This is a genomic window from Magnetospirillum sp. 15-1, assembly GCF_900184795.1.
Lineage (GTDB): Bacteria > Pseudomonadota > Alphaproteobacteria > Rhodospirillales > Magnetospirillaceae > Phaeospirillum.
In genome coordinates, this window is sequence record NZ_FXXN01000028.1 from 779,624 (window position 1) to 804,646 (window position 25,023).

The following is a 25,023-nucleotide window of genomic DNA, read 5'->3' on the forward strand; positions in this document are numbered from 1 at the left end:
CCCACTCCTGTTTCACGCTTTTCTGAGGTCCTTGACGCGGACCGCCTTGCCGAGCGAGCGCGGAAGCTCGCCCGGATTCCTCAGAACGACGTCGCAGGTGACGCCGATCAGACTTTTGACGTGATGGCGGATGTCGGCCCCGACACGGGAATAGTCGCCGTCGGCCAGCAGCGGGTCGGCCTCGACCTCCACGGTCAGGTGGTCCATGGCGCCCTCGCGGCGCACCACCAACTGGTAATGGGGAGCAATGCCGTCACGGCCCAGCAACACGGATTCCACCTGGGACGGATAGACGTTGACGCCCCGGATGATCAGCATGTCGTCGGAGCGGCCGGTGATCCGTTCCAGCCGGACATGGGTGCGGCCGCAGCCGCAGGGCGCGGTCATCAGGCGGGTGATGTCGCGGGTGCGGTAGCGCACCATGGGCAGTGCCTGCTTGGTCAGCGTGGTGATGACCAGTTCCCCCACCTCGCCGGGCGGCAGCGGTTCCAGCGTTTCGGGGTCGATGACCTCGAACAGGAAATGGTCTTCCCAGCCGTGCAGGCCGTTGCGCTCGGGGCATTCGGCGCCGACCCCCGGCCCCATGATCTCGGACAGGCCATAGGTGTCCTGGGCGTGCACGCCCAGACGGCGGTCGATATCGGCCCGGATGCCCTCGCTCCAGGGCTCGGCTCCGAACACCGCCAGACGGAGCGGGCCGCCGGCCAGGTCGATGCCGTCCTTTTCGGCCTGCTCGGCGATGTTGAGCGCGTAGGAGGGCGTACAGGCCAGAACGGTGGCGCCAAGATCGGCGATCATGGCGATCTGCTTCTCGGTATTGCCGCCCGACATGGGGGTGACGGTGCAGCCCAGACGCTCGGCCCCGTAGTGAAAGCCCAGGCCGCCGGTGAACAGGCCGTAGCCATAGGCATTGTGGACCAGATCGCCCGGCCGCGCGCCGCAGGCCGCCAGGGTCCGGGCTCCCAGGTTGGCCCAGGTCTCCAGATCGGCCCTGGTATAGCCGACCACCGTGGGCTTGCCGGTGGTGCCCGAACTGGCGTGCAGGCGGCTCAGCCCCTCGCGCGGGACGGCCAGCAGGCCGTAGGGGTAGTTGTCGCGCAGGTCGAGCTTGGTGGTGAAGGGGACGTGGCGCAGGTCGTCCAGGCTGCCCACGTCGGCCGGCCTGATCCCCTTGGCGGCGAAGGCCCGGCGATGATGGGCCACATTGTCGCAGGCGTGGCCCAGGGTCCAGCACAGACGGCGCAGTTGCAAATTCTGGAGTTCGTCGCGCGACATGGTCTCGTGCACGGGGTCGAACATGGCAGCCGACGCTGCCCGCGTGATGACGGACATTGATTCCTCCGAAGCCGTTCCCTCGTTCCCCGCGCGGTCTTGGGCCGCGTCGGGGGTGATCACTCGGCGGCGGATCGCCGCTGAAAGCCCTGCAGCGTCTCGACCCGCCGGTCGACCGAGGCCTGGATGCGCTCCAGGTCGGCGGGGGCCAGATGCTTGTACTTGCCGATCATCCGCACGTAATCGGCCACCGGCCGGGGGCGCTCGACCCCGCGGGTGAAGCGCAGGCCGTCCGCCGGGGTGAAGTCCCACAGGGTGACGAAGTTGCTTTCCACCTGGCGGCGGCAGACTTCCGTGGTCATGGCCGCCGGAAAGCGCCAGCCGGTGGGGCAGGGGGCGTGGACGTGAAGATAGGCGAAGCCGGCGCGGCTGGCGGCCAGGGCACGTTCCAGCTTGGCGTGGTAGTCGTCGAGAAAGGCGGTCGACGCGGTGGCCACATAGGCGCAGCCGTGGCCCGTCATCAGTTGCGGCAGGTACTTGCCGTCGGTGGACTTGCCCCGTCCGACCTCGCCCACCGGGGTGGTCGAGGTCCACGACCCGAAGGTGGTGGAGCCCGAGGCCTGCATGCCGGTATTCATGTAGCCTTCGTTGTCGACGCAGATGAACAGGACGTGCTCGCCCCGCTCGGCGGCGCCCGACAGCGACTGGAAGCCCACGTCCACCGCGCCGCCGTCGCCGGCCAGGGCCACCACCGTGACGTCCTTGCCCTTGCGCTCGTACTGGCGCTTGATGCCGCCCAGCATGGCCGCCGTGTTGGTCAGCAGCGGGTGGAAGATGGGGACCTTGGAGCCGGTCTGGCCGTTATAGCCCACCGTGCCCATGCCGGGGATGCAGCCGGGCGGCGCCGCCACGATGGACTCGCGGCCGACGCGGCGCATGGTGTGGCGGATCAGCAGTTCGGAATTGCAGCCCTGGCAGGCTGACAGGCCGGGGACGAACATATCCTCCCGCTCGGCGTGGACCGCATGCAGGCGGGCGGCGGCCGACAGGTGCTCCAGCGCGCCCTTGGAGCAGGCGGGAACGCAGGCCGGGGCGCCGTCGCACATGTCGCATTTGCCCACATGCCCGGCGGCCGGATCGAAGGCGATGCCGCCATAGGCGCAGCCCAGGGTGCACAGATGGCAGTCGACGCACAGTTCGGCCGACCAGCCGACGACACCCGTGCGGCCATGCTTGTCCAGGGCACCGGCCGGGCAGTTGGCGACGCATTTGGGATCGCCGCACTGGCGGCACAGCGCCATCTCCCAGCCTTGGTCCACGCCCGCCACCACCGAGATGCGGCTGGCGCCTCCCTTGGCGTCGGAGCAGGCTTTCATGCAATCGCCGCAGCCGTCGCAGCGTTCGGGGATGAAGCGGATGGTGTCTTGCGCGGCCAAGTCTACCTCCAGCCCTGCGACATCAGGGCGCGGGCGGTTTCCAGGGGATGGGAGAGAAAGCGGTCCCGCACCGGGGCAAGGTCGGTGCGGCGCTGGATCAGCCGCCACAAGATGCCGGCATCCACCACCCGGTCGATGGCGGCCAGTCCGATCAACCGGTTGTCACGCAGCACCACGCGGCAATAGCCATCTGACCGGTCGGTGTGGACTTCGGCACCTTCGCCTTCCGGGGTGGCGGCCGCTCCGACCGCCACGGCGTGACGGCCGAAGAAGCCGTAGGTGTTGAGGGGAATGCCGCCGCCATAGGGAACGAGGTCGGCGTCGCCGGCCATGTCCATTCCGGCGATGCGGCCCTGCTCGACGGCCTCGGGCAGGGTGCCATTGATGATAGACCGACCGGTCAGAAATCCCTTGGCCTGGGCCACGTCGCCCGCCGCCCAGATGCCGTCCACGTTGGTGCGCATGCGCTCGTCCACCAGGATGCCCCTGTCGGTGGCGACCGGGCCGCCGGCCAGCAGATCCGTGGCCGGGCGCACTCCCGCCGCCACCAGCAGCAGATCGGCCTCCAGCTCGGTTCCGTCGTCGAGGCCCAGGCGGCACGGCTCCGACCCCGCCGCCCGCTCCAGGCGGCGGCCCATCAGCATGCGGACGCCGTGGCGTTCGAAGGTCGCGCCGATCAGGGCGGCGGCCTTGGCGTCGAAATATTCGGCCAGGACGTGGGGGCGCATCTCGACCACGGTGACGTCGAGGCCTGCCTCGGCCAGGGTCTCGGCGGCGTGCAGGCCCACCAGACCGGCGCCCAGCACCACGGCGCGGCGGGCACTTGCCGCGTGCACACGGATGGCCAGGGCATCGTCCAGGGTGCGCAGGACATGGTAGGCACCGGGTTTCAGTCCCTCGACCCTCGGGATCGCCGGCTCGGCTCCGGTGGCCAGCAGCAGTCGGTCATAGGTCCAGCGCCCGCCATCGGCCAGCCGCACGGCGCGGGCGGCGGGATCGACCGCCACCACCCGGGCGTCCTGGACCAGTTCCGCCCGGTTCCCGGCGAACCACTCCGCCTTGGCCAGGGCGACCCGATCGGGCGAGGAGCGTCCCGACACCACATAGGGCAGGATGGTCGGCGAGTAGGGCAGGTGTTTTTCCCCGCTCAGCATCACCAGGCGTCCATCGGGGTCGCTCATGCGGATGGCGGCCAGGGCTTCGCGGCCGGCATGGCTGGCGCCGACGATCAGGTATTTGGCGTGGGCGTCAGTCATGCTCGTTCAACCAGATGGGGGAGGCGGGACTCTCGCCGGCCGCCGCCTGGGCGGTGGCGGCGATGACGCGGGCGAAGTGCTCGGCGGTGATGTCGGCGCCGGCCAGACCGCCGATGCAGCCCACCAGGGGAATGCGCACCGGCGAGGCGAACAGGGCGGTCATCACGTCCTGGTGCAGCGGCCCGCAATTCCAGGCGAACGACACCGAACGGTCGACGATGCCGGCTGCCCTGACCTTGGAGAGGGCGGCGATGACCGCCTCGCACGGGAAGGGACGGTAGGTCTTCACCTTGATCAGGCCGACCTTCTCGCCCCGTTCGCGCGCCGCGTCGACGGCGTCCTTGCCCGCCCCGGTCATGGAGCCGATGGTAACGATGGCGATGTCGGCGTCGTCCAGGCGGTATTCCTCGACCAGGGGCGCCCAATGGCGGCCGAAGCGCTCGGCCCATTCGGCATGGATATCCGAGAGCACCCGCAGGGACTGGGCCATGGCCCCCACCTGGCTCTTGCGGTAGCCGACGAAGGACGCCGCTCCGCCGGGACCGGTGCCGCCGGTCAGGGGGTCCACCGCCATGGGCCGCGCCGGGTCCAGCGCGATGTGCCAGTTGACCGCCGCCTCGCCCAGGAACTCGTCCACCAGCCCGGCGGCGGGCATCTCCACCCGCGACACGCCGTAGGACAGGTAATTGCCGTCGTGGCAGACATTGACCGGCAGCAGCACGTCCTTGTGCTCGGCCAGCTTGAAGGCCATGACCACGGTGTCGAGAACCTCCTGCACGTCCTCGCAATAGACCTGAATCCAGCCGCATTCGCGCACGCTCATGGCATCCTGCTGGCCGCCCCACACGCATTGCGGCGACAGCATGTCGCGGGTGACCAGCGACACCACCATGGGCAGGCGCAGGCCCGGCGTCCTGACATAGGGCTCGAACATGAAGGCCAGCCCCGGCCCCGAGGTGGCGGTATAGGTCCGGGCTCCGGCCAGACAGGCGCCCTGCAGCGCCGACAGCACCGAATGCTCGCCCTCGGCGTTGATCAGTTCGGCGCCCAGCACCCCGTCGGCGACGAATTGCGACAGGCTTTCCACCAGCGAGGATTGGGGCGTGATGGGGAAGACCGAAACCACGTCGGGGCGGGCCAGCACCACCGCGCGGGCGGCGGCCTCGTTGCCGTCGCAGACGATCATTTGTGACGAGTTTGGCATCTGGTTCATCAGGCCGCGTCCTCCTCGACCATGGCGATGGCGTTCTGCGGGCATTCCTGGGCGCAGACGCCGCAGCCCTTGCAGACGCTCATGTCGGCGGTGAACCAGCGGGGCTTCTCGGCGATGCACTGCACCGGACAGAACAGCCAGCACACCGCGCACTTGACGCATTTGGCGCGGTCGACCACCGGCCGCAGCGCCCGCCAGTCGCCCGGCAGCATGGCGCTCAGCCGCGTGGCGATGGGCGCCAGATCCTTGGGCAGGTTGGAGGGGTCAGGCATAGGCATGGCAGGATTCCTTGAGGTCGAGCACTTCGGTCGCGTCGTAGCCGCGCCGGATGGCTTCGAGATTCTGGGCCAGCCCGGCGTCGCGGAAGTGCGAGCCCTCCATGGCGCGGGCCAGGCCGTCCAGCGAGACCATGCCGGTGGTCCGCGCCAGGGCGCCCAGCATCACCGAGTTGGTGATGGGCCGCTTGAACAGATCCATGGCGATGGAGACCGCATCCACCAGCCCCAGGCGGCGGGCCGATGGCGGCAGGTCCAGCTCGGCCGGGCGCTTGCGGCTGGCCAGCACCAGGGTGGCGCCTGGGGCCATGCCGGCGAAGATGTTGACGGCACGCCCCAGGGTCTGGTCGATGCAGACGATGACGTCGGGGTGGTAGATGTTGGTCAGGCTGCGGATGGGCTTGTCGTCGACCCGGAGAAAGGCCGAAACCGGGGCGCCGCGCCGCTCGAAGCCGAAGGTCGGGATGGCGATGGCCCATTTGCCTTCCTCGGCCAGGGCCTGGGCCAGGATGCCCGCCGCCATGACCGTTCCCTGGCCGCCGCGCCCGTGCAGTCGAATCTCGTTGGTCATTGCTTGTCCCTCAGGCGCCGGGCGGGTGCTCCCGCACCCTTGGCTCCTCCGCTACGCTCCGGGGCGCTCAATGCGCCCGCGCTCGGCTTTGCCTCGCTCATGACGCCGCCCCCCAACCGGGCTTCACGCCGGTGCCCGTGGTGCCGCGCCCCCGTGCCGGAGTGACCGGCAGGGCGAATCCCTGGGTCATGGCCATGCGGGTGATCAGCACGTATTTGAGGAACCAGCCCGCGACCACGGCCAGCAGGCCCGCTGCTAGCGACAGCCCGAACACCGCCAGCAGGGCCGGCAGCAGGTGCCCGGCCAGGACCAGCGGCATGTCCAGGCGGCGGGCGGCCGCCATGGCTTGGGCGGGGGCCTTCAGCCGGGCCAGATAGGCACGCCAGACCACATAGCGCAGCGCCAGCAGCAGCGCCAATCCCCGGCCCAGCCAGGGCACGTCCGCTCCGGTCACACCGGCCAGCAACACGGCCGCCCCCGCCCCTTCGGCGGCGGCGGTGGCAAGGATCAGCGGCAGGGTCAGTCCGGCCCGCCAGGCCGGGATACCCTTGGCGCTGGTGAGAATGCGGCCCTGGCACCAGACGAAGCCCATGGCCACCAGCGCCATCAGTCCCAGTAGGCCGGGGGAACTGAGCAGCGCCGCGCCGCTGCCCACCGCATAGAGCGCCATGGCGACGATGCCTTCGCGGGTCATCCACGAGGTCTGGGGGTGGAAGAACACGTTGAGCGCCCGCCAGGGCCTGCCGATCTCCAGCCAGACGCAGGCCAGCCCCAGGCCGATCAGGGTGCCGCCGACCACGGCGGTCAGGCTTGGGGGCAGGCCGGCGGCGAAGCCCAGGGCCAGCAGGCCGGAACCGGTGCCGCCGCCGATGAAATTGCCGGCCGCCCGCCAGTCCCAACTGGTTTGCCGGTGAGGGGAGTGCATGCTCATTGACCCTTGTCCCACAGGTAATAAAAGCCCGGTCCGGTTCCCTGATCCTCGTGCATGCGGAACCACTGGTTGTCCGCGATCAGCCGGGATACCGCGCTGTCCGGGTCGTCCATGTCGCCAAAGCGCAGCGCCCCGGAAATGCAGGAATTGACGCAGGCCGGCGTGGCTTCGGGGTCGACGCCGGGCACCTTGCCGGCCTTGATCCCGGCATCGATGCGGTCGACGCAGAAGGTGCATTTGGTGGCGACGCCGATCTTCTCCTCGGCCAGACGCGCCCGCTCGTTGTCCATGGGCTGGGCGCCATAGGCGTATTCGGTCCTGTCCACCTTGAAGCGGGCCTCGTAGGGACAGGCCACGGCGCAGTAGGCGCAGCCGATGCACAGGTCGTAGTCGATGGTGACGATACCGTCGGCCCGCTTGGCGGTGGCGGTCGAGGGGCAGACCTCCAGGCAGGGCGGTTCGTCGCAATGCTGGCAGCCGGTGGGCAGGAAGATGCGCCGCACGTCCGGGTAGTCGCCGGCTTCCATGTCCAGCACCCGGCGCCACTGCACGCCGGGCGGCGTGGCGTTGGTTTCCTTGCAGGCCGCCGTGCAGGTCTGGCAGCCGACGCAGCGCCGAAGGTCGGCGACCATGATGTAACGGGTCATGAGGCGTCTTCCGTGAGCCGCCAGCCATGGGCGTAGACCACCGAGCGGTCCTGACGGGCGAAGCCCGCCAGGGTGACGCCCAGGCGCGCGGCGGTGTGGACGGCCAGCAGGGTGGGAGCCGAGACCGCGATCAGCATGCCGATCCCGGCGGCGGCGGCCTTTTGCACCATCTCGAAGCTGGCCCGGCTGGTGACCAGGGCCGCCCCGGCGGCGGCATCGGTGCCCTGGCGGGCCAGGGCACCGATCAGCTTGTCGAGCGCGTTGTGGCGGCCCACGTCTTCGCGGACCAGGGCGACGTTGCCGCCGGCATCCATCCAGCCGGCGGCGTGGGTGGCGCCGGTCTTGCCCAGCAGGTGCTGCCCGGCCCGCAAGCGGGCCAGCGCCTCGGCCAAGGTCGACGGGCGGAAGGTGGTCGTCGCCGCCACGACGGGCAGATCGCGCATCACCTGATCCAGGCTTTCCGCTCCGCACAATCCGCAGCCGGTCCGCCCGGCCAGGGCGCGGCGGCGGCGCTTCAAGAGGTCGAACCGCCGTCCCGCCAGTTCGATCCGAAGGGCGATGCCCTGGGGCAGAATGTCCACCTCGACCCCCCGGATATCGGCGGCGGTGGCGGCGATACCCTCGGTCAGGCTGAAGCCCAGGGCGAAATCCTCGAGATCGGCGGGGGTGGCCAGCATCACCGCATGGGCGATGCCGTTGTATTCCAGGCTGACCGGAACCTCCTCGGCCACCCAGTCGAGATCGGCATCGACGCCGGCCAGGCTGCGCCGCTCTACCGCCACCACGCCGGTTCCGGCGCAGCCGGGGTCGCCCAGGGCCGGGTCGGGGACGGGCGGGTGAATGGGAGCGGCGGTCATGGCGCGCCTCCTTCGAGCTTGTGGATGGCGACGCGGACGATGTCGGCCCCCGAGCCGGTGGCGTCGGTCAGCGCCAGGGTGGTTTCGGACAGCGGCGTCAGGGCGTTCAGCGAGGGATAGCCCAGGTCCTTGGCATAGGGCGTCTTCCAGTGCTGGAACTGTCCCGGAATGACGATGGTGTCGGGGCGGCAGCCCTGGACCAGCTCCACCTGTCCCCGGGTGAAGCCGGTGGTGGAGCGGACCTCTACCCGTTCGCCCTGGGCGATGCCCATTTTCCCGGCGGTGCCGGCGTTCATGATGATGCGGCCGTGGCCGCGCATGTTGACCGCCACCTCGTTCATCAGCGGAATGCCGGAATTGGCGCCGGTGGAGTACTGCATGCTCTTGGTGGTGATGCCCCACAGCGGGTAGTCGTCGGGATTGCCGCCCGAGGCGATCACCGCCTCGGTCCAGCGGTCGGGCACGTGGTGCCATTGGGGCAGGGCCTGGTATTCGCCCAGTTGCTCGTCCCACCAGGTGATGCCCTGGCCGTGCAGGCGCCGCCCCAGTTCCTCGCCGATGCGCAGCAGGCGCTCCTGGTAGGGCAGTTCGAAGCGCAAATTCTGCTCGACCATGCTGGGATAGAGGTACCAGTCGGTGCGCTTGAACGGCTTCACGAAGAACCCGTTCTCCTTCATCCACTCCAGGTCCTTGACCTCGGCGCCACCGGTCATCTCGGCGCTGGCCGCCTTGCATACCGCATCCCAGATGGCTTCCGGCCCGTTGACCCGGTCGGTGGGCAGCGAGAAGTCGTAGCCCTCGCCCTTGAGCGGCACCAGGGCGAGACCGCGGTTCAGGCGCTCGTTGTATTCCTTCAAAAGGCCGGTGCGCCGGGCCAGCTCGGTGGAAATCCAGGTGAAGTCGCGGGCCTCGCCCTGGGGCTCGACCACCTTCTGGCGCAGCACGTAGCCCTGGTGCGCCCAGTGCTGCTCGACGAACTTGGTGCCGCCCGCCCGGATCAACTGGGTGCTTTCCAGGTCGGTGGCCTCGGGCAGCAGGATGTCGGCCATGTGGTTGGTCTCGTCCATGGTATAGGCGAAGGCCACGATGAACGGCATGTGGGCGATGGTGTCGGCCAGACGCTCGATCTCCCAGAACGAGATGGCCGGGTTGGTGCGGTAGGCGAACCAGATTTCCGGCCAGGACGGCTTGGGCCAGTTCTCCGGCGCTTCCCGCATGAACATCCAGGCCAGATGGGTCGGCCCCAGGGCCTGACTCCACGGCCCGTTGCCCACATGGGGAACCAGGGTGCGGTGGGCGTTGCGCCCGGTGGGCTTGGCGGCCCATTTGTCGGGGCTGGTGGCGTTGAACGAACAGGCCATGAAGCCGTCCTCGCCCGGCTTGACGGTGGCGAGGCGGTTCTCGTGCGGGCGGTTGATGCGCACCGTGGTGCCCAGCGTGCCGCCCGGCACCTCCAGCGCGCCGACCACGGTGGCCAGCACGGTGCGCGCCCAGCAGCATTCGAAGGCGCCCCAGCCGTTGTTGACCGTCTTGCCCAGCGCCACCGCCACCGGCCGGTAGGGCAGGGTGCGGCCGTCCACCTCGATGGTCTGGCCGATGCAGGCATTGTCCAGGTATTCCAGCGCCACCCGGCGGATGGTGTCGGCCGGCACGTCACACAGCTTGGCCGCCCAGTCCGGGCTGTAGGGGCGCATGGCCTCGACGGTCAGGGCGAGCGACGGGCGGCCGGTGATGGCCTCGTGACGGACCACCTCGCCGTCGGCCTTGTGGGCCAGGGCGGCGGCGATGGGGTACTCGCCGGCCAGGGCGGGAACGGCGCCGGGATGGTCGAAGGGCACCGGAGCGTTGCTCCGGGTGTCCCACATCAGGGGCTTGGCGGTCTGGGGATCGCGCAGGTAATAGCCGTCCGGTCCCACCAGATAGGGCGAGTTGCTGCGGTCACGCAGGAAGTCCACGTCCAGGCGCTCCGGCGGCACCTCGCACAGCAGGACGTGCAGCATGGCGAACATGAAGGCGGGGTCGGTCTTGGGCTTGATCGGCACCCATTCCGCCGAGCAGCCGGCGGTGACCGACAGGTGCGGTTCGACCTGCACCCGCTTGATGCCCCGGATGCGGGCGTCGGCGTGGCGACGCACGGCGCAGACGCCGCCGGTCACCTCCACATTGGCGCCGAACGAGACGATGTAGCGGGTGTGCACGGTGTCGGAGCAGACGGTGAAGGCGCGGTGCCAGAACTCGCCGTAAAGATGCTCGGAGTGGGTGCACTTGACCCCCTGGCCCGAACCCAGGCTGTAGTCGATGGCGCCCCAGGCGGCCAGGAAGGCGGGCAGGGTGCCCATGTAGCTGGCCGGCGTGCCGCCATGGCCGAAGGTGGCGGCGACGCGGGGCAGCCCCGCGTCGTCCAGCAATCCCCGGGCGCGGATATCGTTGAGCCTGGCGGCGATGGTCTCCAACGCCTCGTCCCACGAGATGGGCACGAAGCCGGGGTCCTGGTCCTTGCCCTTCAGCGGATTGGTCCGCTTCATGGGGGTGAGCACGCGGTGGGGATTGTAGGTCTTCTGCACCAGCCCATAGGCCTTGACGCAGGGGCGCCCGTCGGCCGGATGGATGCCGGTGCCGGCGTGGTTGGGTTCCACCGCCAGGGCGACGCCGTCCTCGACCACCACATTCATCAGGTCGGGGCCGGCGACGCAATTGTAGCAATAGGTCGGAACCCGCCGCGTTTGCGTCCTTGCCTGATCGTTCATCTCCACGCTTCCTCCCGCGCCGGCCTTGGCATCGGAAATCAGTGTGGGGGAAGGGCGGTTTGGGTGTCTGTCCCCCTGCAAAGGGACAAGGGGCGTCCGGGCGGCGGAGCGGCCGCCCGGCTCCGATGGTCTAAAGGCCGGCTTTGCGCGCCTTGGCCATCAGGCGCTCCCTGGTCTTCTCCACTTCCACGACGAAGCGGGAATGGCTGCCGCTGGCCACCCGGTCCAGGGCGTCGGCGGCGGTGAAGGCCAGGGTGACGCCCCGACCATCAAGCTTGGCGACGGTGACGGTGATGTCCACCCACATACCGAGCGGAGTGGGCGCGGCGTGGTCCATCTCCACCCTGGTTCCCACCGTGTCCTCGCCGGGATCAAGGTGGTCCAGCAGGAATTCCCGGCAGGTGGTTTCCAGGTCGTAGACCAGATAAGGCGTGGCGTAGACCCGGCTTTCCGGTCCCAGGATGCCGATGGTGCGTCCCTCGTCGACGGTCCATCGGCGCGTCGCGGACAGGCCGGCGACCAAACTTCCCTTCATGGCGGCGTTCTCCACAGTTGATCCCCTGCTGTGACAGACGCGGACGAGGCTGTCTGTCACCCTGTGAAGGGACAGCGCGGCCCTACCGTTCCGCCGCCAGCAATTCGCGCAGGACATAGGGCAGGATGCCGCCGTGGCCGAGGTAATCCAGTTCGATGGCGGTATCGACGCGCAATTCCAAGGTGACCTTGCGGCTGCGGCCCCGGCGGTCGATTACTTCCAGGACCACCTCCTGCCTGGGCTGCAGCGCTCCGGTCAGGCCGTGGATATGGAATTCCTCGTCCCCGGAAATTCCCAGCGAGGCCGGGCTGTCGCCCTGTAGGAACTGCAGCGGCAGCACCCCCATGCCGACCAGATTGGAGCGGTGGATGCGCTCGAAGCTCTGCGCCACCACGGCCCGCACTCCCAGCAGCTTCGGCCCCTTGGCCGCCCAGTCGCGGCTGGAGCCGGTGCCGTATTCGGTGCCGGCGAAGACGATGGTGGGAATGCCGGCCTCCTGATAGCGCATTGCCGCGTCATGGATGGGCATCACCGTGTCGTCGGGCTGATGGCGGGTCAGGCCGCCTTCGACGCGCGACCCGTCGGGGTTGGCCGGCAGCATCAGGTTGCGGATGCGCACGTTGGCGAAGGTTCCCCGCACCATCACCTCGTGGTTTCCCCGCCGGGCGCCATAGCTGTTGAAGTCGGCGGCGGCCACGCCATGGGCCAGCAGGTATTGGCCGGCGGGTGAGGCGGCGGCGATGGAGCCGGCCGGGCTGATATGGTCGGTGGTGACCGAATCGCCGAAGATGGCCAGGGCGCGGGCGCCGACGATGTCGCTGACGCCGCCGGGGGTCGGGCTGAAGCGGTCGAAGAACGGCGGCTCGGCGATATAGGTGGAGGGCGCCCAGGCATAGACTTGGCCGCTGTCGGTGGGGATGTCGTTCCACAGCGGATTGCCGTGGACGAAGTCGCTGTAAAGCCGGCGATACAGGCCGGGATCGGTGGCGCCGAGCAGGGCCTCGGCCACCTCCCGGCTGCTCGGCCAGATATCCGCGAGCATCACCGGCTTGCCGTCCTTGCCGATTCCCAGCGGTTCGCTCGTCATGTCGATGGTGATACGGCCGGCCAGGGCGAAGGCCACCACCAGCGGCGGACTCATCAGGAAATTGGCCTTGAGCGCCGGATGGATGCGGGCCTCGAAATTGCGGTTGCCCGACAGCACGGCGGCGCAGACCAGATCGTCGGCGGCGATGGCCCGTTCCAATTCCGGCATCAGCGGTCCGGAATTGCCGATGCAGGTGGTGCAGCCATAGGCGACGACGCGGAAGCCCAGGGCTTCCAGATCGCCCAGCAGCCCGGCCCTGGCGAGGTATTCGGTGACCACCCTTGATCCCGGCGCCAGCGAGGTCTTGACCCGCGGCCCCACCGTCAGGCCCAGGGCCACCGCCTTGCGGGCCAGCAGCCCGGCCGCCAGCATGACGCCGGGATTGGAGGTGTTGGTGCAAGACGTGATGGCGGCGATCAGGACATCGCCGTGGCCGATATGGGCGGCGGCGGAGCCCAGGGGATGCCGCCGCTCCAGTTCTTCCGCCGGACGGCCGTAGCCGTTGTCCGCCACGGGCGCCGAGAACAGGGTGGTGAAGGCCCGGCGCATGTCCGGCAGGTTCAGGCGGTCCTGCGGCCGCTTGGGGCCGGCGATGGAGGGTTGCACCGAGCCCAGATCGAACTCGATCACCGTGCTGTAGTCGATGTCGCCGGGCATGGGGATGCCGAACAGGCCCTGGGCCGAGAAATAGGCGCGGAAGGCCTCGATCTCGGCCTCGGTGCGGCCGGTGGCGGTCAGATATTTGACGGTTTCCTCGTCCACCGGGAAAAAACCCATGGTGGCGCCGTATTCCGGCGCCATGTTGGCGATGGTGGCGCGGTCGGGCACCGCCAGGGAGCGGGTCCCGTCGCCGAAGAACTCGACGAACTTGCCGACCACCTTGGCCCGGCGCAGACGCTCGGTGAGGAACAGCACCAGATCGGTGGCGGTTGCGCCCTCGGGCAGGCGGCCGTGCAGATGGACGCCGACCACGTCGGGGGTAAGGAACACCAGCGGCTGGCCCAGCATGCCGGCTTCCGCCTCGATGCCGCCGACGCCCCAGCCGACCACGCCGAGCGCGTTGATCATGGTGGTGTGGGAATCGGTGCCGACCAGGGTGTCGGGATAGGTGACGCCGTTCTTTTCAAGCACGCCGCGCGCCAGGAATTCCAGATTGACCTGATGGACGATGCCGATGCCCGGCGGCACGACGCGGAAGGTGTCGAAGGCCTGCATGCCCCATTTGATGAAGCGGTAGCGTTCGGCGTTGCGGCTGAACTCCCGGCGCATGTTGAGCCCCAGGGAATCGTCCTCCTCGTAGTGATCCACCTGAACCGAGTGATCGACCACCAGATCGACGGGGACCAGCGGCTCGATGATGTCGGGAGCTTTGCCGAAGGCCTGGGCCACGCCGCGCATGGCCGCCAGATCGCACAGCAGCGGCACGCCGGTGAAATCCTGCAAGACGATGCGGGCCACCACGAAGGGGATTTCCGCATTGCGCGGGGCATTGGGCCGCCAGCCGGCCAGATGGCGGACGTGGTCCTCGGTGATCCGCTTGCCGTCGCAATTGCGCAGCAGGGATTCCAGCACGATGCGGATGGAGACCGGCAGGCGCGATACCGGGCCGCCACCGCCCCCATCCAACGCCGCCAGGGCGTAATATCTGGACGATTTTCCGTGGCCGAGCGGAAGATCGCGTAACGCGCCGAATGGATCTTGGAGCATGATGGCCTCCGTTGATTGCGGCGGTAGCCCTGGAGAGGAGCAGCCCATGAGCACCACCCGGCCGGAAAAGGATTCCTTTGGCATCATCCAGGTGCCGGCGAACCATATATGGGGTGCGCAGACCCAGCGTTCGCTGGAATATTTCGCCATATCCGGCGAACGGATGCCAGTCGAACTGATTCTGGCCCTGGCTCAGGTGAAGGGAGCCTGCGCCCGGGTCAACGCCGACCTCGGCCTGCTGGCCGCCGACAAGGCCGACGCCATCATCGCCGCCGCGCGGGAAGTGCAGTCCGGACGGTATGAACGGGAATTTCCCCTGTCGGTCTGGCAGACCGGCTCGGGCACCCAGACCAACATGAACATGAACGAGGTGCTGGCCAACCGCGCCTCGGAGATCCTGGGCGGCGAGCGCGGCCTGAACCGCTGCGTCCATCCCAATGACGAGGTGAATCTGGGGCAGTCCTCCAACGATGTCTTTCCCACCGCCATGCACGTGGCCGCCGCCATCGCCATGGCCGGCTCCCTGCTGCCTTCGCTGGGCGGCCTGCGCGCCACTCTGGCGGGGCTGGCGGGCGAGTTCGCCGCCATCGTCAAGATCGGCCGCACCCACCTGCAGGACGCCACGCCGCTGACCCTGGGGCAGGAGTTCTCCGGCTACGTGGCGCAACTGGACCACGCCGAGGCGGTGCTGACCGGCGCATTACCGTCGCTCTATCCCCTGGCCATCGGCGGAACCGCCGTGGGGACCGGGCTGAATACCCACCCGGAATTCGGCGCCCGCGTCGCGGCGGAACTGGCGCGAAGCTATGGCCTGGACTTCGTTTCCGCCGGCAACAAATTCGCCGCCCTGGCCGCCCATGACGGTCTGGTGGCCGCCCATGGCGCGGTGAAGACCCTGGCGGTGGCGCTGATGAAGATCGCCAACGACATCCGCTGGCTGGCCTCGGGGCCGCGTTCGGGGCTGGGCGAGATCGGCCTGCCGGAAAACGAACCCGGCAGCTCGATCATGCCGGGCAAGGTCAATCCCACCCAATGCGAGGCCCTGACCATGGCCTGCTGCCAGGTGATGGGCAACGACGTCGCCATCACCATGGGGGGCGCCTCGGGCAATTTCGAGCTGAACGTCTTCAAGCCCCTCATCGCGCATAACTTTCTTCAGAGCGTGCGCCTGATGGCCGACGGCATGGCCAGCTTCGACCGGCATTGCGTGCGCGGCATCACTGCCAACCGGCAACGGATCGGCCAGTTGCTGGAACAGTCGCTGATGCTGGTGACGGCGCTTGCGCCCCATATCGGCTACGACCGCGCCGCCGAGATCGCCAAGCGCGCCCATGCCGACGGCCTGACCCTGCGCCAGGCGGCCCTGGACACCGGCCATGTGACGGCGGAGCAGTTCGAGGCCTGGGTGGACCCCGCCAAGATGGTCTGAGGCATCGGGCCGTTCCATGACCGCTCAGGCGTCCTTGCCCTGCAGGCGCAGGTGCAGCCGGGTCAGTTCCGACAGGCTGGCGGTTCCCATCTTTTTCAGAAGGTTGGCGCGATGGCTCTCGACCGTGCGGATGCCGATATTCAGTTCGGCGGCGATCAGCTTGTTGGCCAGTCCCCGCACCATCAGATCCATCACCGACCGCTCGCGCCGGCTCAGGCGGCGATAGCGGGTGAAGACGCTGGCCTGCTCTCCGGCCCGCTGGCGCGCCTCGGCATCGCGGTCGAAGGCCTCGCGCACCCGCTGCAGGAGGTATTCGTCGGCGAACGGCTTTTCCAGGAAGTCGAGGGCGCCGCTGCGAAAGGCGTTGACCGCGATGGGGACGTCGCCGTGGCCGGTGATGACGATGACCGGCAACGGCTGGGCCTGGGCGGACATCCATTCCAGCAGCTCCAGGCCGCTCATCCCGGGCATGCGCTGATCGACTACCAGACAGCCGGGCCGGGTGGGCTGATAGGCCGACATGAAGGCCTCGCCGTCGGCGAAGGTCTCGCACGGCACTCCGGCAAGGCTGCACATCACGGAAATGCAATGACGCACGGCGTCATCGTCGTCGACAATGAATACGGTTGGCTCAAGCATCGCGGACCACGGGAAGTGTGAAGGAAAAACAGGCGCCCTCGGGGCCGTTGCGGGCCAGCCACAACCGCCCGCCATGGGCTTCGACGATGGAGCGGCAGATGGGCAGGCCCAGCCCCATCCCGGAGGGTTTGGTGGTGAAGAACAGATCGAACAGCGGCCCCACCTTGTCCTCGGGGACGCCGGGGCCGGTATCGGCGACCGAGATCTCCACCATGCGCTCGCCCAGGGTGGCGGCGACGGCGATGCGGTCCGGTCCGTCGCGCTTCTCCCGGTTGGCCAGGGCGTCGAGGCTGTTGCGCAGCAGGTTCAGCAGAATCTGGTCGAGCTGGACCGCGTCGATCCACAGCGGCGGCAGATCGGCGGGCAGGTCCACGGTCAGGGCGATGCCGTGGCGGCGGGCGTCGGGGCGGATGAACACCAGGATGCCGTCAAGGGCGGCCCGCAGATCGACTTTGGCCGGCTGGCCGTCCTGGCGCAGGAAGCCCCGGATGGAGCGCAGCACCTCGGCGGCGCGTTCGGCCTCGGCGGTGGCGCGGTCCATCAGGTCGAGAATCGCGTCGCGCTCGCCGCCGCGCACCAGCAACTGGCGGCAGGACCGGGTATAGCCCATGGTGGTGAACAGCGGCTGGTTCAACTCGTGGGCCAGGCTGGAGGCCATCTCGCCGATCAGGCTGAGGCGCGCCACCCGTGACAGCTCGGCCCGGCGCTGACCCAGGCTGATTTCCAGCCGCCAGCGCTCGCTGACCACCGCGCCCACCAGCAATCCGGTCCCCGCCAGTGCCACCATGACCGTCTGGTAATAGGTCAGGTCCCGCCAGTGGCCGGGGCTGATCGACAGCCCGACGATGACACCGATGTGGATGACCAGTACCGCCGTGGTCGTGCCGGCCAGCCCGCGCCGCATGGCGATCCAGATGATGGGCAGGAACAGGACATAGAGGATCTTGGACGGATCGGGCACCAGCGGGTTGAAGGTCACTGCCAGGGCGGCGGCCACCGCCAGGGCGTGCAGGGCCGTCTCGATCCGGGGCCTGCGGGGGCCGTTGCCCGGAGTGCGATGGACATGCAGCAGCAGGAAGGGCGTCACGGTCAGGATGGCGATGACGTCGCCCACCCAGTATTGCGCCACGATGGCCGGCAGGTCGTGCCAGGGCAGCAGCCCGGCCACCATGTAGGGAAGGGTGAAGCCCAAGGCGGCGGCCACGGCGGCGATGGGCACCATGATCACCAGCCGGACGGTATCGTACATGCGCCCCAGGTCGGGGCTGAACCGCAGGCGGAGGGACGGCAGCCAGACGCCGGCGCCATAGCTGAGCACGATCAGCAGATTGCTGACGGCGAGCACCGGGACCGGCGCCGGGCTGCCGCGCACCAGAAGGTCGCCCAGCATCAGCGCCGCGAAGGTCAGCGGCGCCGCTCCCCGTGGCTTGAGCAGCAGCAGGGCCAGGTAAAGGCCGGCCGGGGGATTCCAGGGGGTGATGTTGATGGCCGGCGGGTCGTGGATGAAGGTGACCCGGTCGACCAGGATGTAGACGGCGAGAAAGACGAGCGGGAACAGCCTTCCGCCGATCGCGAACCGCTGCACTCCTCGTCTCCTCCGTTCCGATGCCGGGGGCGGCCCATGACGGGCCGCCCCTTCCATCACTCAGTTGGTAAAGTAGGCCTGGGTGCCGTGCGCGGCAATGGCGTCGGACAGCCGCTGCAGGGCATGGACATAGGCCGCGGTGCGCATGGCCGCCTTCTTTTCCAGATGGATGTTCCAGACGTGGCGTCCTTCGGCTTCCATGATGGTCTTGAGGCGCTGATGGACCTCCGCGAGGGACCAGTAATAGCCCTGGCGGTTCTGCACCCACTCGAAGTAGGACACGGTCACGCCGCCGGCATTGGCCAGGATGTCGGGCAGGACGACGATGCCCTTGGCCTCGAGCAGGGCATCGGCTTCCTTGGTGACCGGGCCGTTGGCCAGTTCGAGGATCACCTTGGTGCGGATGCTGTCGGCGTTGTCGATGTGGATCTGGTCCTCGAGCGCCGCCGGAACCAGCAGGTCGCATTCCACGGCCAGCAATTCGTCGGCAGCCACCACGCGGGCGCGGCCGCTCTTGGCATAGGCCGAGACCGAGCCGGCCGCGTCCTTGGCGTCGAGCACCGCATCGGGGTCGAGGCCGTCGGCCGAGACGATGGCGCCACGCGAATCCGAGATGCCGATGATCTTGTAGCCGTCGGCATGCAGCAGGCGGGCGATGTGGACGCCGGCATTGCCGTAGCCCAGCACGACGACGCGCTTGGCCGACTTGTCCAGGCCCAGCTCGGTTTCCAGGTGCTTGACCAGATAGAAGCCGCCGCGCGCGGTGGCGTCGTCGCGGCCCAGCGAGCCGCCCAGCGGAATCGGCTTGCCGGTGATGACGGCCGGGCTCGGCTGGCGGACCATGGAACTGTACTCGTCGGCCATCCAGCCCATGATCATGGAATTGGTATAGACATCGGGGGCCGGAATGTCGCGATCGGGGCCGATCATGCTGGCGAAGGCCTGGACATAGGCGCGCGACAGGCGTTCCAGCTCGGCGCGCGACAGGCCGCGGGGATCGACCTGGACCGCGCCCTTGCCGCCGCCATAGGGCAGGTTCATCACGGCGCACTTGAAGGTCATCCAGAAGGCCAGGGTCGAGACTTCGCCCACCGTCGACGACGGATGGAAGCGGATGCCGCCCTTGGTCGGGCCGCGCGTATCGTCGTAGCGGCAGCGCCAGGCGGTGAAGGAGCGGCGCGACCCGTCGTCCATGCGGATGGTCAGGCGGGTGGTCAGGGTCTCCTTGGGATGACGGAGCTTCTCAAGCACCTCGGGATCGACCTCGATGTGGCGGGCCGCCTCGTCAAGTCGGGTGAGGGCGTGGGAAAGCATGGCCATGTCGGTCATTAGGTTATCTCCAGTGATTTGGTTCCGGTGACCGCTTTGCCCCGCCCGCCCAAGGATTTGTCCGAGGCGTTGGACTAACTCGCCGCACCGAAAAGATGGCCGTAAATGTACGGTGTTCCAGGAGACATGCAGAAGACCGTGATTCTGCTGAATTATAGTTCTTGACTTTCTGATTTCTTGTAATTTCGCTTTGTGGGGATTGCCGCATCACGGCGTCTCCTCTTGTCCCTGAATCCCGGCCTCAACCTCGGCCGGCTGGCGGCGAAGCTGCTTCTCGCCAAGGAAGAGCAGGATCGGCGCGGCGATGAAGATGGACGACGAGGTGGCCAGCACCACGCCGAACAGCAAGACCAGGGCGAATTCCTGCAACGCCTCGCCGCCGAAGATGGCGAGCGGCGCGGTGGCGAGGAACAGGGCCAGCGAGGTGCCCACCGTGCGGCTCATGGTCTCGTTGATGCTGAGATCGATGAGTTCGCGCAGCGGCATGCGGCGATAGCGCCTGAGGTTCTCGCGCACCCGGTCGTAGACCACCACCTTGTCGTTGATGGAATAGCCCATGATGGTCAGGATCGCCGCGATGGCGGTCAGGTTGAATTGCATGCCGGTGATGGCGAAGAAGCCCACCGTCTTGGTGACGTCCAGCAGCATGGTCACCACCGCGCCCACCCCGAACTGCCATTCGAAGCGGAACCAGATGTAGATCAGCATGGCCACCGCCGCCAGCCCCAGGGCCAGCATGCCTTCCTGGAACAGTTCGGCGCTGACCGAGGCGCCGACGGTTTCCACCCGGCGGATGGAGGTGCCGGGCAATTCCTCCGTCAGGGTGCGCTGCAGGCTGCCGACCGCCTTCTGCTGGGCCGGATCGCCGCCCGGCTGCTGCTCGAAGCGGATCAGCACGTCGGAGGCGGCGCCGAACTGCTGCAGCGATACCTGCCCCAGCCCCAACTGCCCGGTGACCTCGCGCAGTCGCGAGAAATCCGCCGGCCCCTCGGTGCGGATCTCCACCACCGTGCCGCCGGCGAAATCCACGCCGTAATTGAGGCCCGGCTTGAAGAACAGGCCGATGGAGGCGGCGCTGATGATCACCGAGACGATCAGGCCGACATTGCGCCCTTTCATGAAGGGGACGCGCGTCACCTCGGGCACCAGCCGCAGTCCCCACGATATGGGCAGGGCCTTGGGGCGCCGGGCCCGGAACCACGCCACCATCAGCCAGCGGGCGACGATGGTGGCGGTGAACATGGAGGTGATGATCCCTAAGCTGATGGTGACGGCGAAGCCCTTCACCGTGCCGGTGCCCACCGCGTAGAGCAGCACCATCTTGATCAGGGTGGTCAGATTGCTGTCGATGATGGTGGCGAAGGCGCGGCGGAAGCCCGCCTCCATGGCGGCGGCGGGCGAGACGCCCTTGCGCGCCTCCTCGCGGATGCGCTCGTTGATCAGGATGTTGGCGTCCACCGACATGCCCAGCGTCAGCAGGATGCCGGCGATGCCGGGCAGGGTCAGCGTCGCCTGCAGCAGCGACAGCGCCGCCAGGGTCAGCGCCAGATTGAACAGCAGGGCGACGTTGGCGAAGATGCCGAACAGACCGTAGCTGACCGTCATGTAGCCCACCACCAGGGCGAAGCCGACCACGCAGGCGATCACTCCGGCCCGGATGGCGTCGGCGCCCAGATCGGGGCCGACGCTGCGCTCCTCGACCACGGTCAGCGGGGCGGGAAGGGCGCCGGCCCGCAGCAGCACCGCCAGATCGTTGGCCGATTGGGCGGTGAACCGCCCGCTGATCTGTCCCTGGCCGCCGGTGATGGGCTCGCGGATCACCGGGGCGCTGATCACCTTGCCGTCCAGCACGATGGCGAAGGGGCGGCCGGTATTGGCGGTGGTGATCTCGGCGAAGCGCTTGGCGCCGATCCCGTCGAAGGTGAAGCCGACCACCCACTCGCCCGTCTGGGAGTTGGTGGTGGCGGAGGCGTCGCGCAGGCGGGCGCCGTCCAGTTCCACCTTGGTGCGGATGGCGATCTTCTCGGAGCCATAGGCCGGGTCGGCCGAGGGCAGCAACTTCGAGCCCGCGCTTCCCGGCGCCTCGGCCACCATATGGAAGCTCATCTTGGCCGTCTGTCCCAGCAACCGCTTGATCCGCCCGGGATCGTCGATGCCGGGCAACTGCACCAGGATGCGGTCGCGCCCCTGGCGGGCCACCACCGGCTCGTTGACGCCGGTCTGGTCGATGCGGCGGCGCACGATCTCCACCGATTGCTCCACCGCCCGCGATTGCGCGTTGCGCACCGCCTCTTCGGTCAGGCTCAGGCGGAACGCCCCCTTGTCGCCGACCTCGACGGTGAAGTCCTTCAGGCCCGGCGTGCCGCCCTCGACGGCCGGGCGGATGATGGTCCGCGCCTCGGCGATCCGGGCCGGATCGGTCAGGGTGAACGAGACCGCTCCATTGGCGGCGCCCAGGTCGCGATAGCCGATGCCGGCGGCGCGCAGGCCGCCGCGGACGGCGTCGACGGTGCCGTCCAGGCGTTCCTTGATCACCGCCGGGCTGTCCACCTCCAGCAGCAGATAGGCGCCGCCCTGCAGGTCGAGGCCGAGGTTGAAGCGCGACAGCGACAGCCAGCCGGGCATGGCCTCCGGCTTGACGAAATTGGGGAGACTCATGACTACGCCGAGCAGGCACACCGCCCAGATCAAGGTCGATTTCAGCTTGGAGAAGTACAGCATGCTTAGGGCACCGGAAGAGGATGGATGTGCTGGGTGGATTGGTCGGGGGCGGCGAACAGCCGCTCGGTGATGCCGCGGGCGATCTCGCGCTCGCCCATCACCACGATGTCGGCTCCCAGGCCGGTCAGGTGTTCGACCTGCGGGTCGGAATGGGCGCGGGCGATGATCCGCAGGGCCGGATTGGCGGCACGGGCCTGCTGGACCGCCTGACCCGCTTCGAAGGCATTGGGGATGGCGACCACCATGCAGGAGGCCTTGGCCAGGTTGGCGGCCTTGAGGACCTGCGGCTTGGCGACGTTGCCGTCGATCACCTCGACGCCGGCCTTGCGTAACTGGGCGACGATGGTGTCGGTGTCCTCGATCACCAGGAAGCGGGTCTGGCGGTCCAGCAGGGTCCGCCCGATCAGGCTGCCGACCCGGCCGTAGCCGACCAGTACCACATGACCTTCAAGCGAGGTGACCGGCAGGGCCGCGTCGGCGGGGGAGATGGTTTCCGGCGCGGCCTCTGCCGGCCCCGTCTCCTTCGCGCGCTTTTCCAGGCGCTTCAGGAGCCGATCCATGGCAGCGAACATCAGGGGGTTGAGCAGGATCGAAACGATGGCGCCGGCCAGGATCAGGTCGCGGGCGCGGCGGGGCAGCAGGTCGAGATTGACGCCAAGCTCGGCCAGGATGAACGAGAACTCGCCGATCTGGGCCAGACTGGCGGAAATGGTCAGCGCCGTGCGGACCGGATGGCGGAAGGCCAGGACGATCAGGAAGGCGGCGATGGACTTGCCGAACAGAATGATGAACAGGGTGCCCAAAAAGGGCAGCGGTTCGCGCCACACGATGCTGGGGTCGAACAGCATGCCCACCGAGACGAAGAACAGCACGGCGAAGGCATCGCGCAGCGGCAGGGATTCCTGCGCCGCCTGATGGCTGAGTTCGGATTCGCTCAGCACCATGCCGGCGAAAAAGGCGCCCAGGGCCAGCGACACCCCGAACAGCTTGGCCGCCCCGAAGGCCACGCCCAGCGCGATGGCCAGGACCGCCAGACGGAACAGCTCGCGCGAGCCCATGTGGGCGACGGTGTGGAGTATCCACGGAATCACCCGCCGCCCGACGATCAGCATGAAGGCGACGAAGGCCGCCACCTTGGCGAAGGTGAGCGCCAGCATGCCGCCGATGTCCAGATCGAGGCGGGTGGCGACCCAGTCGCGCTCCAGACCGCTGTGGCCGTTGACCGCCCCGGCCAGGGCCGGCAGCAGCACCAGGGCCAGGACCATGGCCAAATCCTCGACGATCAGCCAGCCGACGGCGATGCGGCCGCGGCCGGTGTCGATCTCGCGGCGTTCCTGCAGGGCGCGGAGCAGGACCACCGTACTGGCCACCGACAGGGCCAGCCCGAACACCAGCCCGGCCGGCACCGGCCAATCCATCAGCAAGGCGAGTCCCAGCCCCATGACGGTGGCCACGGCGATCTGGACCATGGCGCCGGGGATGGCGATGGCGCTGACCGACAGCAGATCCTTCAGCGAAAAGTGCAGGCCGACGCCGAACATCAGCAGAATGACGCCGATTTCCGCCAGTTGGGGGGCCAGCGTCTGGTCGGCGACGAAGCCGGGGGTGAACGGGCCGGCGACGATGCCGGCCAGCAGATAGCCCACCAGCGGCGGGACGCGCAGCCGGACGGCGATGGCGCCGAAGATGAAGGCGAGGCCGATGCCGGCCACGATGGTGGTGATCAGCGAAGTGGCATGCGGCATGCGGCCGGGAGTTCCTTTCGGTGTCTTTTGCGGTGGGCCGGGCTCATCCCGGCACGATCAGCACGTCGCAGGGCATGTGCTCGAGGACGTCGTGGGCGATGCTGCCGAACAGGGCACGGCCCAGGCCGTGCCGCCCGGCCGAGCCCATGACGATAAGATCGGGCCGGGGCGACATCCGGCTTTCCAGAATGATCCCATCCACCGGGCCGCCGAGACGGACGGAGGTGGCGACGGCCCGCTCGTTCATGGGCAGACCGTCGGTCAGGCGGGCGAAATCGTCGGCGAAGCTTCCCTCCGAGCTTTCCGCGCCGGCGGCCGAGGCCGCAACCGGCGCGTCATAGACATGGAGAAGCCTGACCGCCCCGTCAGGAACCATGGTCATGGCGATGTCCAGGGCCGGGCGCGACAGGTCCGAGAAATCCACCGGCACCAGGGCGGTGGCATAGGGGGCGAACGGCTTGTCCGCCACGGCCAGCAGCGGTACGCGGCCGATGACGCCGATCTTCTCCACCGTCGAGGTCAGGCCCAGGCCTTCGGCCGGCTCGGCCCGACCGGCCACCAGCAGGTCGGCGCTCCACAGGTCGGCGTAGCGGGCCATGGCCACGCCCACCGGTCCGCCACACGCCACCACGACCAGCGGCAGGTCGGCGGCGCCGGGAACCCTTTCCAGATGCCGCGCCATCTCGGCTTCGATGTGATGGGGCGGCAGATTGTCCAGGGGCTTGCGCTCCTTTCCCGCGCGGATGGCATACAGGGCGGTCAGGATGGCACGGTGCTGCCGCGCCAACTGCACGGCCCGCTCCATGGCGCGGTCCGAGTGGGGCTCCAGGTCGGTGGCCAGCAGAATTCTGCGGATCGCCGTCATGGCCCGGACTTTCCGTCGCCCGGAGGCGGGATATTGAAACGAGGGGCCATTCCTGCCTCGCGCTGATGAATTGGAAGGCCAGGGTTCAGGAAAAACCCGTATGCCGTCGACTCCGGAGACTACGGAGGCATCATTGCCGGGTGGAAAATCCAGGTAGTAACAATATGTTATTCAGA

At 68.5% G+C, this 25,023-nt stretch carries 19 protein-coding genes; 1 reads left to right on the top strand and 18 read right to left on the bottom strand.

What is annotated here, in order from left to right; genetic code table 11:
- Nucleotides 1–12 precede the first annotated feature (12 nt).
- The 12 genes from CP958_RS24920 to acnA form a co-directional block, all read right to left on the bottom strand.
- A complete protein-coding gene (locus CP958_RS24920) occupies nt 13–1,332 on the bottom strand; it encodes a phenylacetate--CoA ligase (RefSeq protein ID WP_096705047.1) in 1,320 nt (439 codons plus the stop codon).
- Nucleotides 1,333–1,391: 59 nt separating this feature from the next.
- The gene (gene padI, locus CP958_RS24925) at nt 1,392–2,708 is read right to left on the bottom strand and encodes an NADH-dependent phenylglyoxylate dehydrogenase subunit beta (RefSeq protein ID WP_096704850.1); all 1,317 of its coding nucleotides are present in this window, start codon (nt 2,706–2,708) and stop codon (nt 1,392–1,394) included.
- 2 nt (nt 2,709–2,710) lie between these two features.
- Nucleotides 2,711–3,964 carry an NADH-dependent phenylglyoxylate dehydrogenase subunit epsilon gene (gene padH / locus CP958_RS24930; protein WP_096704851.1) on the bottom strand — a complete coding sequence of 418 codons (1,254 nt, stop codon included), beginning with the start codon at nt 3,962–3,964 and terminating at the stop codon, nt 2,711–2,713.
- Nucleotides 3,957–5,177: an NADH-dependent phenylglyoxylate dehydrogenase subunit alpha gene (padG, locus tag CP958_RS24935; protein ID WP_096704852.1), complete on the bottom strand. Its 1,221-nt coding sequence runs from the start codon at nt 5,175–5,177 to the stop codon at nt 3,957–3,959. Before padG ends, padH begins: the two co-directional genes overlap by 8 nt.
- Nucleotides 5,177–5,455, bottom strand: a complete 279-nt coding sequence (locus CP958_RS24940) for a 4Fe-4S binding protein (protein ID WP_242443137.1) — start codon at nt 5,453–5,455, stop codon at nt 5,177–5,179. The genes padG and CP958_RS24940 overlap by 1 nt, the downstream gene beginning before the upstream one ends.
- Nucleotides 5,442–6,023, bottom strand: coding sequence for an NADH-dependent phenylglyoxylate dehydrogenase subunit gamma (gene padE, locus CP958_RS24945; protein ID WP_096704854.1), 582 nt, complete (start codon nt 6,021–6,023; stop codon nt 5,442–5,444). The genes CP958_RS24940 and padE overlap by 14 nt, the downstream gene beginning before the upstream one ends.
- 97 nt (nt 6,024–6,120) lie before the next feature.
- Nucleotides 6,121–6,954, bottom strand: coding sequence for a dimethyl sulfoxide reductase anchor subunit (locus tag CP958_RS24950; RefSeq protein ID WP_096704855.1), 834 nt, complete (start codon nt 6,952–6,954; stop codon nt 6,121–6,123).
- Entirely contained in the window at nt 6,951–7,601 is a 651-nt protein-coding gene (locus CP958_RS24955) for a 4Fe-4S dicluster domain-containing protein (protein ID WP_096704856.1), read from the bottom strand. Before CP958_RS24955 ends, CP958_RS24950 begins: the two co-directional genes overlap by 4 nt.
- The gene (gene fdhD, locus CP958_RS24960) at nt 7,598–8,458 is read right to left on the bottom strand and encodes a formate dehydrogenase accessory sulfurtransferase FdhD (RefSeq protein WP_096704857.1); all 861 of its coding nucleotides are present in this window, start codon (nt 8,456–8,458) and stop codon (nt 7,598–7,600) included. The genes CP958_RS24955 and fdhD overlap by 4 nt, the downstream gene beginning before the upstream one ends.
- On the bottom strand, nt 8,455–11,205 hold the full coding sequence (locus CP958_RS24965) for a molybdopterin-dependent oxidoreductase (protein ID WP_096704858.1): 2,751 nt from the start codon (nt 11,203–11,205) through the stop codon (nt 8,455–8,457). The genes fdhD and CP958_RS24965 overlap by 4 nt, the downstream gene beginning before the upstream one ends.
- 130 nt (nt 11,206–11,335) lie before the next feature.
- Nucleotides 11,336–11,740, bottom strand: a complete 405-nt coding sequence (locus CP958_RS24970; RefSeq protein WP_096705048.1) for a LysR family transcriptional regulator — start codon at nt 11,738–11,740, stop codon at nt 11,336–11,338.
- An 82-nt stretch (nt 11,741–11,822) separates the two neighbouring features.
- Nucleotides 11,823–14,534: an aconitate hydratase AcnA gene (acnA, locus tag CP958_RS24975; protein ID WP_096704859.1), complete on the bottom strand. Its 2,712-nt coding sequence runs from the start codon at nt 14,532–14,534 to the stop codon at nt 11,823–11,825.
- A 46-nt stretch (nt 14,535–14,580) separates the two neighbouring features.
- Here acnA and fumC point away from each other — a divergent pair, with 46 nt between their 5' ends.
- Entirely contained in the window at nt 14,581–15,963 is a 1,383-nt protein-coding gene (fumC, locus tag CP958_RS24980; protein ID WP_096704860.1) for a class II fumarate hydratase, read from the top strand.
- A gap of 24 nt (nt 15,964–15,987) precedes the next feature.
- Here the strand turns inward: fumC and CP958_RS27440 are convergent, their stop codons facing one another.
- From CP958_RS27440 to CP958_RS25010, 6 genes are all read right to left on the bottom strand, one after another.
- Nucleotides 15,988–16,602, bottom strand: a complete 615-nt coding sequence (locus CP958_RS27440) for a response regulator (protein WP_096704861.1) — start codon at nt 16,600–16,602, stop codon at nt 15,988–15,990.
- On the bottom strand, nt 16,595–18,187 hold the full coding sequence (locus tag CP958_RS24990; protein ID WP_170959108.1) for an ATP-binding protein: 1,593 nt from the start codon (nt 18,185–18,187) through the stop codon (nt 16,595–16,597). Before CP958_RS24990 ends, CP958_RS27440 begins: the two co-directional genes overlap by 8 nt.
- Before the next feature lie 60 nt (nt 18,188–18,247).
- Nucleotides 18,248–19,516: a Glu/Leu/Phe/Val dehydrogenase gene (locus CP958_RS24995; protein WP_096704863.1), complete on the bottom strand. Its 1,269-nt coding sequence runs from the start codon at nt 19,514–19,516 to the stop codon at nt 18,248–18,250.
- A gap of 207 nt (nt 19,517–19,723) precedes the next feature.
- On the bottom strand, nt 19,724–22,237 hold the full coding sequence (gene secD, locus CP958_RS25000; protein ID WP_096704864.1) for a protein translocase subunit SecD: 2,514 nt from the start codon (nt 22,235–22,237) through the stop codon (nt 19,724–19,726).
- 2 nt (nt 22,238–22,239) lie between these two features.
- Complete coding sequence (ybaL, locus tag CP958_RS25005) at nt 22,240–23,982, bottom strand: YbaL family putative K(+) efflux transporter (RefSeq protein WP_096704865.1); 1,743 nt, start codon at nt 23,980–23,982, stop codon at nt 22,240–22,242.
- A gap of 43 nt (nt 23,983–24,025) precedes the next feature.
- Nucleotides 24,026–24,847, bottom strand: a complete 822-nt coding sequence (locus CP958_RS25010; RefSeq protein ID WP_096704866.1) for a universal stress protein — start codon at nt 24,845–24,847, stop codon at nt 24,026–24,028.
- Nucleotides 24,848–25,023: the final 176 nt, after the last annotated feature.